The sequence below is a fragment of the Martelella lutilitoris genome (genome assembly GCF_005924265.1).
Lineage (GTDB): Bacteria > Pseudomonadota > Alphaproteobacteria > Rhizobiales > Rhizobiaceae > Martelella > Martelella lutilitoris.
On record NZ_VCLB01000002.1, the window covers coordinates 78,567 to 90,064 of the forward strand.

Annotated in this window: 12 protein-coding genes; 8 read left to right on the plus strand and 4 right to left on the minus strand. The window is 62.9% G+C overall.

The window, feature by feature from the left end:
* Window positions 1-79 precede the first annotated feature (79 nt).
* Genes FF124_RS03205 through FF124_RS03235 form a run of 7 tightly spaced genes read left to right on the plus strand, consistent with a single transcriptional unit; the run spans window position 80 to window position 6,983 of the window.
* Window positions 80-982, plus strand: coding sequence for a carbohydrate ABC transporter permease (locus FF124_RS03205; RefSeq protein WP_138747051.1), 903 nt, complete (start codon window positions 80-82; stop codon window positions 980-982).
* Complete coding sequence (locus FF124_RS03210) at window positions 979-1,845, plus strand: carbohydrate ABC transporter permease (protein WP_246072161.1); 867 nt, start codon at window positions 979-981, stop codon at window positions 1,843-1,845. Before FF124_RS03205 ends, FF124_RS03210 begins: the two co-directional genes overlap by 4 nt.
* A 4-nt stretch (window positions 1,846-1,849) precedes the next feature.
* Window positions 1,850-2,941 (plus strand): ABC transporter ATP-binding protein, encoded by a 1,092-nt coding sequence (locus tag FF124_RS03215; RefSeq protein WP_138747052.1) that lies wholly within the window; start codon window positions 1,850-1,852, stop codon window positions 2,939-2,941.
* A 2-nt stretch (window positions 2,942-2,943) separates the two neighbouring features.
* Window positions 2,944-4,050, plus strand: coding sequence for a mandelate racemase/muconate lactonizing enzyme family protein (locus tag FF124_RS03220; RefSeq protein ID WP_138747053.1), 1,107 nt, complete (start codon window positions 2,944-2,946; stop codon window positions 4,048-4,050).
* 17 nt (window positions 4,051-4,067) lie between these two features.
* Window positions 4,068-4,799: an SDR family oxidoreductase gene (locus FF124_RS03225; RefSeq protein ID WP_138747054.1), complete on the plus strand. Its 732-nt coding sequence runs from the start codon at window positions 4,068-4,070 to the stop codon at window positions 4,797-4,799.
* 30 nt (window positions 4,800-4,829) lie between these two features.
* Window positions 4,830-6,116, plus strand: a complete 1,287-nt coding sequence (locus FF124_RS03230; protein WP_138747055.1) for an L-fuconate dehydratase — start codon at window positions 4,830-4,832, stop codon at window positions 6,114-6,116.
* 15 nt (window positions 6,117-6,131) lie between these two features.
* Window positions 6,132-6,983 carry a fumarylacetoacetate hydrolase family protein gene (locus tag FF124_RS03235; RefSeq protein WP_138747056.1) on the plus strand — a complete coding sequence of 284 codons (852 nt, stop codon included), beginning with the start codon at window positions 6,132-6,134 and terminating at the stop codon, window positions 6,981-6,983.
* Window positions 6,984-7,039: 56 nt separating this feature from the next.
* On the opposite strand, the gene FF124_RS03240 is transcribed toward FF124_RS03235, so the two are convergent.
* Genes FF124_RS03240 through FF124_RS03250 form a run of 3 tightly spaced genes read right to left on the minus strand, consistent with a single transcriptional unit; the run spans window position 7,040 to window position 9,877 of the window.
* Window positions 7,040-7,735: a GntR family transcriptional regulator gene (locus tag FF124_RS03240; RefSeq protein ID WP_138747057.1), complete on the minus strand. Its 696-nt coding sequence runs from the start codon at window positions 7,733-7,735 to the stop codon at window positions 7,040-7,042.
* Between the two features lie 4 nt (window positions 7,736-7,739).
* Window positions 7,740-9,068, minus strand: a complete 1,329-nt coding sequence (locus FF124_RS03245) for a M20 family metallopeptidase (protein ID WP_138747058.1) — start codon at window positions 9,066-9,068, stop codon at window positions 7,740-7,742.
* Window positions 9,069-9,076: 8 nt separating this feature from the next.
* A complete protein-coding gene (locus tag FF124_RS03250) occupies window positions 9,077-9,877 on the minus strand; it encodes an aspartate dehydrogenase domain-containing protein (RefSeq protein ID WP_138747059.1) in 801 nt (266 codons plus the stop codon).
* Between the two features lie 141 nt (window positions 9,878-10,018).
* On the opposite strand from FF124_RS03250, the gene FF124_RS03255 reads away from it, so the two are divergent.
* A complete protein-coding gene (locus tag FF124_RS03255; protein ID WP_138747060.1) occupies window positions 10,019-11,047 on the plus strand; it encodes a phosphotriesterase family protein in 1,029 nt (342 codons plus the stop codon).
* A 32-nt stretch (window positions 11,048-11,079) separates the two neighbouring features.
* Here the strand turns inward: FF124_RS03255 and FF124_RS03260 are convergent, their stop codons facing one another.
* Complete coding sequence (locus FF124_RS03260) at window positions 11,080-11,496, minus strand: DUF3830 family protein (protein ID WP_138747061.1); 417 nt, start codon at window positions 11,494-11,496, stop codon at window positions 11,080-11,082.
* Between the last annotated feature and the right edge of the window lie 2 nt (window positions 11,497-11,498).

Genomic DNA, 11,498 nt, shown 5'->3' on the forward strand with positions numbered 1-11,498 from the left:
CCGGCCTTCGGGCCGGCGGCATTTGACCGGCCCCGGTGCCGGCACTCCTCCCATTCTTTTCAATTCTCGAAGGCGCGACATGAAGTTTTTCAGGTCTCCGCAGGCGACGCCCTATCTTCTGCTGCTGCCAGCCATCATCGTCATTCTGGCGGTCGTGCTGGTGCCGCTTCTCGTGTCGTTCTGGACGAGCTTCACCAGCTATAATCTGGTGCGTCCCCAAACGCTTTATAACTTTGTCGGCCTGCGCAATTACGAGCGGCTGATGGGCAATGACGATTTCTGGTGGGCCTTCGGGCGCACCGTCGTGTTCATCACCATTGCGCTCAATCTCGAAATGGTCATGGGGCTGGGGCTCGCGCTCCTGGTCAACCGCATCACTTGGGGCCAGCGGACGCTTAGAACCATCATGATGTTCCCGATGATGTTCTCGCCAATCCTTGTCGGCTTCCAGTTCAAATACCTGTTCAACGATTCCGTCGGCCTGGTGAACAATGCGCTGTTCGCGCTGAACCTGATCGAAAAACCGATCCCTTGGCTGGTCAATGGCTGGCTCGCCAATTTCTCCATCATCGTCGCCGAGATGTGGATGTCGACCTCGATCTTCGCCATCCTGCTGATGGCCGGCCTGCTGGCCATGCCGAAGGAGCCGATCGAAGCGGCCAAGGTAGACGGCTGCAACGCCATCCAGGTCTTTCGTCACATCACGCTGCCCTTCCTGATGCCGTTCATCTGGATTGCGATGACCATCCGCTCGCTCGACGTCGCGCGCGCCTATGACATGGTGAAGATCATGACCAATGGCGGGCCTGCGGGCCGCACGGAACTGATCTGGACGCTGATGACGCGCACCGGCTACCAGAACGCGCAGATGGGCATGGCGAATGCCATGGGCTACGTCTCCATTCTGCTGTCGATCGCCTTCACCATCATCTTCTACCGCAATCTCTCCAAATCGCGGCTGTTCATGGGAGGCGCACAATGAATAGCGCAATGACCATCGAGAGGCCCTGGCAGCGCTGGCTGCTCAGGATCACGCTGTTCATCGCCATGATGATCCTCGTCGTGCCCGGCGCATGGGTGGTGCTGACCGCTTTCCGGCCCAATGTCGAGGTCATGGCGCGGCCGCCGGTCTGGATCCCACAGCAGTGGACGCTCAACAATTTTCTCGGCATTTTCGGCTTTCTGCCAGATCGCCAGCAGGGGTTGCCGGTTCCAAGCTATTTCATCAACTCGCTGGTGATCTCGCTCACCTCCACCTTTGTCGCCATCCTGATCGGCATGATGGGCGGCTATGCATTCGCCCGCTATCGGTTCAAGGGCAAGGGCGCGCTGTTCCTCTCCTTCATGCTGTCGCGCACCGTGCCCGGCGTGGCGCTGTCGCTGCCGCTCTTCATTCTCTGGAGCAAGATCGGGCTGATCGATACCAAGTTCGGCCTGATCCTGGTCTATATGGCGATCAATATCCCCTTCACGATCTGGCTGACGGACGGCTTCTTCCGGCAGATCCCGGCGGATCTTTCCGAGGCTGCGCAGATCGACGGCTGCACGCGCTGGCAGGCCTTCTGGAAGGTCGAGTTTCCGCTTGCCCGTTCGGGGCTGGCGTCTGCCGGCATCTTCGCCTTTCTCACCGCCTGGAACGAGTTCGCGCTGGCAAGCCAGCTGACGCGCACCACCGCGTCGAAGACCATGCCGGTCGGGCTGATGGATTTCACCGCCCAGTTCACCGTTGACTGGACCGGGATGAGCGCCATGGCGGTGCTGATCATCATTCCCGCGCTCGTTCTCACCTTCATCGTACAAAAGCATCTGATTGCCGGACTGACGTTCGGTGGTGTGAAAGGATAATCCCGTGGCCGAAGTGCACCTTTCCAAAATCGTCAAGCGTTACGGATCGCTGGAAGTCGTTCACGGCATCGATCTTGAAGTCGCGCACAACGAATTCGTCGTTCTCGTCGGTCCGTCCGGCTGCGGCAAGTCGACGACGCTCAGGATGATCGCCGGTCTGGAGGAAATCTCCGGCGGCGAACTGAAGATCGGCGACCGCGTCGTCAATTCCCTGCCGCCCAGATCGCGCAACATCTCCATGGTGTTCCAGTCCTATGCGCTTTATCCGCATATGACCGTGCGCGAAAATCTCGGCTTCGGGCTGAAGATCGCCGGCATGACGCCGGAGGATATCAAGCCGCGCGTCGATGAGGCCGCCGCGATCCTCGGCCTCGAAAGCTTCATGGACCGGCTGCCAGCCAATCTCTCCGGCGGTCAGCGCCAGCGCGTGGCCATGGGCCGCGCCATTGTGCGCCATCCGGATGTCTTCCTGTTCGACGAGCCGCTCTCCAATCTGGATGCCAAGCTCAGAGGCCAGATGCGCGTCGAGATCAAGAAGCTGCATCAGCGGGTCAAGACAACGGTCATCTACGTCACCCACGATCAGGTGGAGGCGATGACGCTGGCCGACCGGATCGTGATCATGCGCGATGGCTATGTGGAGCAGGTCGGGACCCCGACGGAGGTGTTCGAGAACCCGGCCAACACCTTCGTTGCCGGCTTCATCGGCTCGCCGCCGATGAACCAGCTTGAGGGCGTGGTGGAAAAAAGTGCCGCGCGGCTTGACGATGGGGCTCTCGTGCCGTTGCCGGAGGATATTGCCGCGAAGCTTTCCGACGGTCAGAAGGTCGTGGTCGGTTTCCGCCCGGATGCCTTTGCGCCCAAGGGCCATTCACTGCATCCGGAAGACCGTTCGATCGCGGTCGAGGCGCCGGTCATCATTTCCGAACCGCTCGGAACCGAAACCATCATCTTCACCGAGTTCGGCGGCAAGGAAGTGCAGGCCAAGATGCTCGACCCGCGCCCGCTGAACGATGGCGAAACGTTGACCTTCACGCTCGACCTCGAACGTCTCCACGTCTTCGACGCCGAGAGCGGCAAGAGCCTGAGGGCCTGACAATGGCAAAGATCGTCCGCGCCGAGCTGGTGATGGTTGACCTCAGGCCGAAGGTAACGCGCGTCGACGCGATCCAGTCCTTCGTTTCCCAGGAAACCCCGATCGTGCGCCTCACCGATGCCGACGGGGTGACCGGCACCGGCTATTCCTACACGATCGGCACGGGCGGGCCCTCGGTGATGGCGCTTCTGGAGAAGACGCTGCTGCCGGCGATCATCGGTCGCGAGGCGTATGACATCGAGCGCATCTGGCGTGATCTTTCCTTCCTGACCCATGCCACAACGGTCGGCGCGATCACCGCGATCGCGCTTGCCGCCATCGACACAGCGCTCTGGGACCTGAAGGCGGTTAAACTTGGCCTGCCGCTCCACAGGTTGGCCGGCGGGGCGAAGGACGAAATACCGCTTTACACGACGGAAGGCGGCTGGTTGCATCTGGAAACCGAAGCGCTTGTCGCCGATGCGATTGAGGCCAAGGCCAACGGATTCTCCGGCTGCAAGCTCAAGGTCGGTCGTCCGCTGTCGGAAGACGTCGCGCGGATCTCTGCGGTGCGCGAGGCTGTCGGCCCGGCCTTCGAGATTTTCACCGATGCCAATCAGGCCTTTGCCTTGGACGAGGCCGTGCGCCGGGCCGCCGCCTATGAGCGGCTCGATATCGGCTGGCTGGAAGAGCCTTTGCCCGCCGATGATATCGAGGGGCATTCGGTGCTCTCACGCCACACCAGCGTGCCGGTGGCCGTCGGAGAAAGCCTTTATTCGGCGCTTCATTTCCGCGAATATCTGGAGCGGCGGGCCTGTTCCGTCATTCAGGTTGATGTCGGGCGCATCGGCGGCATCACGCCCTGGCTCAAGGTTGCGCATATGGCCGAATGCTTCAACGTCGCCGTGGCGCCACATTTCCTGATGGAACTGCATGTTTCGCTGTGCGCGGCGGTGCCCAATGCGCGCTGGGTGGAATATATTCCCCAACTCGATGCGATCACGCTTGGGGGCATGACCATTCGCGATGGTCGCGCCATTCCCTCTTCCGCGCCGGGCCTCGGCATCGCATGGGATTTCGAAGCCATCGGCCGCATGGCCGTAGAGGGCTCGCAAAAGACAATCAACTGACGTTCAAGGGAGCGATCATGACCGACCTTTCCGGAAAAACCTGTTTCATCACCGCCGCTGCGCAAGGCATCGGCGCGGCATCGGCCAAGGCGTTTGCCAGGGCCGGCGCGAAGGTGATCGCTACCGATGTCAACGCCGAGAAGCTGAAGGAGCTTGATGGCATCGAGAACATTTCGACACGGGTCCTGAACGTGCTGTCGGATGAGGCGGTCACCATCGCCGCGCAGGAAATCGGCGAGATCGATATCCTGTTCAACTGCGCCGGCATCGTCCACAACGGCTCGATTCTTGAGAGCAATGAAGGCGATCTCGACCTTGCCTATGACCTGAACGTCAAGGCCATGGTGCGCACCATCCGCGCCTTCCTGCCCGGCATGCTCGAGCGCGGCGACGGGGCGATCATCAACATGTCCTCTGTCGCCTCCAGCATGAAGGGCGTTCCCAACCGCTTTGCCTACACCACCACCAAGGCCGCCGTTCTCGGCCTGACCAAGTCGGTCGCCGCCGATTTTGTCTCCAAGGGCATTCGCTGCAACGCCATCTGCCCCGGCACGGTCGACAGCCCCTCGCTGCAGGAACGGCTGAAGGCGACCGGCGATTATGAAAAGGCGCGCGCCGATTTCATCGCCCGCCAGCCGATCGGCCGCATTGGCGCGCCGGAGGAGATCGCCGATCTCGCCGTCTACCTTGCCGGCGCAACCTATACCACCGGCCAGGCCTACGCCATTGACGGCGGCTGGACCTGCTGATCCGCACCGATAACAACCGAAGTTCAGACCATGACCGAAATCACCGGACTGTCCGTCCACGACCTGCGTTTCCCGACCTCCGCCAAGCTTGACGGTTCGGATGCCATGAACCCCGATCCCGATTACTCCGCTGCCTATGTCGCGCTGAAAACGGATGGCGAATTTGAAGGCCACGGCCTGACCTTCACCATCGGCCGGGGCAATGAAGTGGTCTGTGCCGCGATCGCCGCGCTTGAAAACCGCGTGAAGGGGCTGAGGCTCGACTGGATCGCCGAAAACCCGGGCCGTTTCTGGCGTCACGTCACCGGCGACAGCCAGTTGCGCTGGATCGGGCCGGACAAGGGCGCGATGCATCTGGCGACCGGCGCCGTCGTCAACGCCGTCTGGGACCTGATGGCAAAGGCTGAAGGCAAGCCGGTTTGGCAGCTTGTCGCCGAAATGACACCGGAACAACTCGTTTCTATTATCGATTTCCGCTACCTGACGGACGCGATCACGCCGGACGAGGCGCTTGAGATTTTCCGCAAGGCCGAGGCCGGCAAGGCGGAACGCATCGCTGAGCTGAAAAAGAACGGCTATCCCTGCTATACGACGTCCGCCGGCTGGCTCGGCTACAGCCACGACAAGCTGCGTCGTCTGGTGCAGGAGGCCGTCGACAGCGGCTTCACCTTCATCAAGATGAAGGTCGGGCAGGATCGTGACGAGGACATCGCCCGGCTGAAGATCGTGCGCGAGGTGATCGGCGAGGATCGCACGCTGATGATCGATGCCAATCAGGTCTGGGAGGTCGACCAGGCGATCGACTGGGTGAGGGCGCTTGCGCCGTTCCGGCCCTATTTCATCGAGGAGCCGACCAGCCCCGACGACGTCGCCGGCCACAGGAAGATCCGTGAGGCGGTGGTCCCGATCAAGGTCGCGACCGGCGAGATGTGCCAGAACCGCATCCTGTTCAAGCAGTTCATCGCCGGCGGCGCCATCGATATCGTCCAGATCGATGCCTGCCGCATTGGCGGGCTGAACGAGGTGCTTTCGGTTCTGGTGATGGCGGCGAAATACGGCCTGCCGGTCTGGCCGCATGCCGGCGGCGTCGGCCTTTGCGAATATGTCCAGCATCTGTCGATGATCGATTATCTGGTCGTCTCCGGCACAAAGGACGGCCGGGTCATCGAATATGTCGATCATCTGCACGAGCATTTCGTCGATCCCTGCCGGATTGAGGGCGCGGCCTATATGCCGCCGCAAATGCCGGGCTTTTCCATTGAGATGAAGCCGGAAACGCTTCATAACTACGCACACCCGACGCCCCGGGCGTCGTAACACGGGAGAATTGACATGAAACTGCTTCGCCTTGGCGCCAGGGGCGCCGAACGGCCCGCCATCCTGCATTCCGATGGCACTTACCGCGACATTTCCTCCGTCGTCGTCGACATTGCCGGCGACGCGCTGACGGCTGCCGGGCTGGCGCGCATTGCCGCTGCCGATATCTCCAGCCTGCCGGTCCTGCCGCAGTCGAGCCGGATCGGTCCCTGCGTCGGCAAGGTCGGAAAATTCATCTGCATCGGGCTCAACTATGCCGACCACGCGGCCGAAACCGGCGCCGACATTCCGAAGGAGCCGATCGTGTTCATGAAGGCGACCAGCGCCATCATCGGCCCCAATGACGATGTCCGCATTCCGAGGAACTCGAAGAAGACCGACTGGGAAGTCGAGCTCGGCGTCGTTATCGGCAAGGAGGCATCCTATGTGGATGAAGCCGATGCGATGGACCACGTCGCCGGATACTGCGTCGTCAACGATCTGTCCGAGCGCGAATTCCAGATCGAACGATCCGGCCAGTGGGTGAAGGGCAAGAGCGCCGACACTTTCGGCCCGATCGGTCCCTGGCTGGTGACGCGTGATGAGGTGGAAGACCCGCAGAGCCTCGCCATGTGGCTCGAGGTTGACGGACATCGTTATCAGGACGGCTCGACCAAGACGATGATCTTCGGCGTCTCGCACCTCGTCAGCTATCTGTCGCAGTTCATGAGCCTGCAGCCCGGCGACATCATCACCACCGGCACGCCGCCCGGCGTCGGCATGGGCATCAAGCCGGAACCGGTCTATCTGAAGGAAGGCCAGACGATGACGCTCGGCATCGAAGGCCTCGGCGAACAGAGCCAGAAGACCATCGCCTGGAACGCCTGACACTTTGCAAGGCGGCGCTGAGAGAAACTGCGCCGCCTGTCTTTCGCCGAAGCAGGTCAGGTGATCCTGTCGACGGCGAAGCGGACGAGCGAACGCAGGTGGAGCGCCATGGCCTCCCTGGCGCCGGGCCCGTCGCCCTTCTCGATCCTTCCCAGGATGTCCTCGTGCTGGCGGATATCGGGCTCCAGCCGTTCAGCGAGCCGGTCGACCTCGAACAGCTTGGTCGTGACCCTCAGCGAACGGATGATCCCGGCGACAACCTCATTGCCGCAGAAATCCGTGACCAGATCATGCACGACCTTGTCGGCCGCCCAGTGCTGTTCGGGACTATAGGCCTGATCGCCCTTCAGCGCCGCCGTCATGGCTTGCGCGACCGCTAGCCGCTCCTGCGGCACGCGGCCGGCGCACATGGCGGCAGCTTCGGACTCGATGATCTCGCGCGCTCTCAGGCTCTGCAGATACTCCTTCAGGTCGACCTTGCGCACCACGAAGGACTTGTTGTTCGCCTTGACCAGCAGGCCCTCGATCTCCAGGCGCTGCAAGGCCTGGCGCACCGGCGTGCGGGAAATGCCGAGATAGGCGGCGAGCGACTGCTCGACCAGGACCTCGCCGCTTTGAAGCACTTTCTGCTCGATCAGCCGCGCGATTTCCCCATAGGCGCGTGCTGCCCGGTTTTCTCTGGTCTTTGGCGCAAGCAGGGAGATCCTGTCCCCGTCGGCAGTCTGAAGATCGTTTTCAGGAACAGCGCTCATTTGCTCAGGTCCTCGTTGCGGACGCCCCCGCCCAGGTCGCGATGAACAGTGCCGTTGCGGCGATCATGTCGAGGAATTCGCTGCGGTCGACCCATTCGTCGGAGAAACCGTTCTGGGTGAGGTTGCCGCAAAGCGCGCCGAAACCGACGGCGGGGATCGCCTTCTGGACAAAGGGGTTGCGGATATCGCTGCCGGTATGAAGCGCATTGAGCGCGGGGCGCTCACCGGTGACGGAGGCCACGCAATCGGCAAGTCCGGAAAAGAGCGGCGCATCGGGATCGACCTCGCTCGGCGAGACGCCGGTCAGGAAGGTCAGTTCCGGCGCGTGGACCGCCAGCCACTCATCGCCTTCAGCTGCCGCTTTGATCGTTGTCTCGATCTCGGCGCAGACAGAGGCGAGCGTTTCGCCCGGCGGAAAGGAAAGCGCGGCTGAAAAGATTGCGCCTTGCGGATAGCGCGCGAGAGCCTTCGGTCTGCCCATCGCCATGTGCGAAATCATCAGGTTGGTGGAGCGCTGCACTGCCTGTTCCAGAACCGGGTGGCGGATCCGTTCTGCCCGCTCCCTGTCCATGCGCCTGAGCGCCGCGATCAGAGACTGGGCCTTCTCCAGCGGATCGATGCCGAGATGGGCAAGTGCGGTCTGCAGCGGCTCGGTGGTCGGCGGCTGGCGGCCGGCAACAGTGACTGAAAATTCGACATGGCCGGAAGAGAGCCCCTTGATCTCGCCAAGCCCCGCGCCGGATTCGGCCGGGTGCAGATAGACTGCGACGTCGGCGTCAACGCCGTGATCGCAGAGAAGCGCCGCCGTGCCGCGCGCGAGCGCCTTGCTGGGCGCCGAGGCGAAGATCACCTCGACATCGGAGGGCAGCGCGATTGCTTCGAGGACGGCCGGAAGGGCCGCCATGGCGGCTACGCCCGCGAGGTCGTCGGCAATGCCCCAGCCATGCATGCGCCCGTCTCTGATGTCGAGGGTGAAGGGATCGCGCGACCAGCTTTCAGGGGCATTCACCGTCTCGGCATCGGGATGGGCGAAGACGAGGATCCGGGTTTGGGCGTCTGGATTGCCGAGGCGGGCGACCACCGCCGTCTGCTCGTGGTCGGGGAGCAGGGAGGGGTGGGCGAATTCATCGACGAGGCTCACGTCTTCGGGGCGGTACCGGATGGTCTCGACCCTGCAGCCGCTTTCGGCGAAACGGCCGGCAAGACGGCTCTGGACATTGCCGCCGCCGGTCTTCTGGTCCGCAATCAGCGCGCCGAGAAGCGCGAGCGTCTCGTCCTGCCGGTTCTCGACCACATTCTTTGCCTTTAAAACGAGTTCTGTCGGCACGGGCATGGCGGCTCCTAAAAGATGATGGCATCGCTGCGGGCGGCAAGCATGGCGAGGATCGAATAGGCCGTGTGATCCGGACCTTCCGATGGCCTGTCGCGATAGGGGCCGATATCAAGCCGGATCGGCGCGCCGAGGCTTTCGATATCGAGCGCGTAGCGCATATTGCCGATGGCGGGATCGCCGACGAGCTCGATAGTCGTGTCATCGAGGCCGAGCCCCGCCAGCGCAACGCCGACGGCGGCGTTGAGATTGAAAGGAAAGCGGGACGCCGCGGCGCGCACCGAACCTTCGAAGAAGGACCCGGTAAACTGCAACGCATCCGTCTCGCCGGAGATCTTGGCCCAGTGGGAGGGCAGGTAGGTCTGGCGAAAGCGGACCTTTTCGATCCCGGCCTTGCGTGCGACGCGAAGCAGCGGCAGCGCGGCGGCAGCGCCCGATGGGATGGAAAGTCGGCCCGGCCCCGCGTCAGCGGCTTCGCGCAACCGTGCCTCGACGGCCGGATCGGCAAAGGCGGTGAGCGAGAGCGCCACGAGATCGACGCCTGCGACCAGGATATCCGAACCGGCGGCGGCGAGGGTTGCGGGCGAGGCGCATTCGACGATCAGATCCGGTGCGGTCGCGAGCGCTGCGTCAAGGTCGGCGAAGACCCGGACGGCGGGGTCGGCGGCGACCGCCTGAGCGTCGCGCGCCACGACGCCGGCGAGGACCGGGCCGTTGTCACCGGCAGCGAGCGCTCGGGCCACGCGGCGGCCGATGCGGCCATAGCCGAGGACCACGCAGGTCTCGCGGTGTTCGGAAAGGGGATCGGTCATGCGGGCGCCCGGGGTCCTTGTGGCGTGCCGGCTTGTCACGGCATCATTCAATGTATAACAATTGTATACCGTTAGTGTACCTTATGGCAAGCGCGCTCCGCCTTGCCCCTCCGGCCACCCGGAACCGAACAGGAATGACGGATGACGAAAGACAATCGGCAGAAAGGCTATGTGCAAACTGTAACGGGTCCGATCCGCCCGGATGCGCTCGGGCCCACGCTGATGCACGAGCATGTTCTCTGCGACCTGACTCCGCCTGCCCGGCGCGGCGGCAGGGAGGTCGAGATCACGTTTCAGAACGTGTTCGACGTGAACTGGCGGCCGAACGACTATCCGGGCAATCATCGCCTGCAGGATGAGGACGTAGCCATCCGCGAGGCCCGGTGGTTCGCAGAGGCGGGCGGCGGCACGATCGTCGACGTCACGACGGGCGGGATCGTGCCGGACCCTGCGGGCCTTGCGCGGGTGGCAAGGGCAAGCGGTGTCAATATCGTCATGGGTGCGGGCTTCTACACCGAACCCTTTCTGGATGCCGACACGCTGTCTTTATCGGAAGATGCGCTATTCGACATCATGCTGGCGCAGATGGTGGACGGCGAGACCGGCATCCGCTGCGGCATCATCGGCGAGATCGGCTGTTCATGGCCGCTGACGCCGTTCGAGGCCAGGAGCCTGGCAGCCGCCGCCCGCACCCAGCGCGAGACCGGAGCGACGATCACGGTCCATCCCGGCAGACACCCAGACGCCCCGCATGAAATTCTCGACATTCTGGAGAAAAACGGCGCCGATATCGCCCGGGTGATCATCGACCACATGGAGCGTACGCTGCTGGAACCCGAGGTGCTGGCACTGGCAAGGCGCGGCTGCGTGGTCGAATATGATTTCTTCGGCATCGAGCAATCGAATTACTGGCTCGGCATTCTCGATCTTCCGACCGACTGGATGCGGATCAGGACGATCGCCAAGCTTTTCGACGCCGGTCTCGGCGACAGGGTGACCCTGTCGCACGACATCTGCACGCGCGGCCGCCTGCAATCCCATGGCGGCCACGGCTACAGCCATCTCCTGCGCAATGTCGTGCCGCTGATGAAGGATCGCGGATTCGGACAGGCGGAAATCGATCAGTTGCTGGTCGAAACGCCCCGCCGCCTTCTGACCCTGCCGGGCTGAGAGGGCGCGCCGCTGGCGACGCCCGCCTTCTCTCAGTCTTCCGCCAGTTCGAAGCGGATGTCCTGCGCGCCTTCCCAGAGCGTCAGCCGGCCGATCTCGGACAGCTTGTCGAGGTTCGACGTAATCGTGATGAAGTGGTTGCCGGCAAGCTGGCCCATCTTGGACGAGAAATCGACGCCGCCATAGGCCAGCAGGATTTCCGTCTCGCTGATGCCGCCGGGATAAAGGATGATATGGCCGGGAGCGGGATGGCTGGTATGGTTCTCGTAGGAGACGCCGAAATCCTTGTCGCCGAGCGGGATCCAGACGCCTTCCCCGGACCAGCGGACATGCACGACCTGCCCTGTGAAGGGCATGTGCTTCAGGAAAGCCTCGACGGTTTTCGGAGCCTTCTCGGTTTCCAGGACGGCATCGAATGTGTGCGGGCCGGCGGTGATCTTCAGTTTCATGT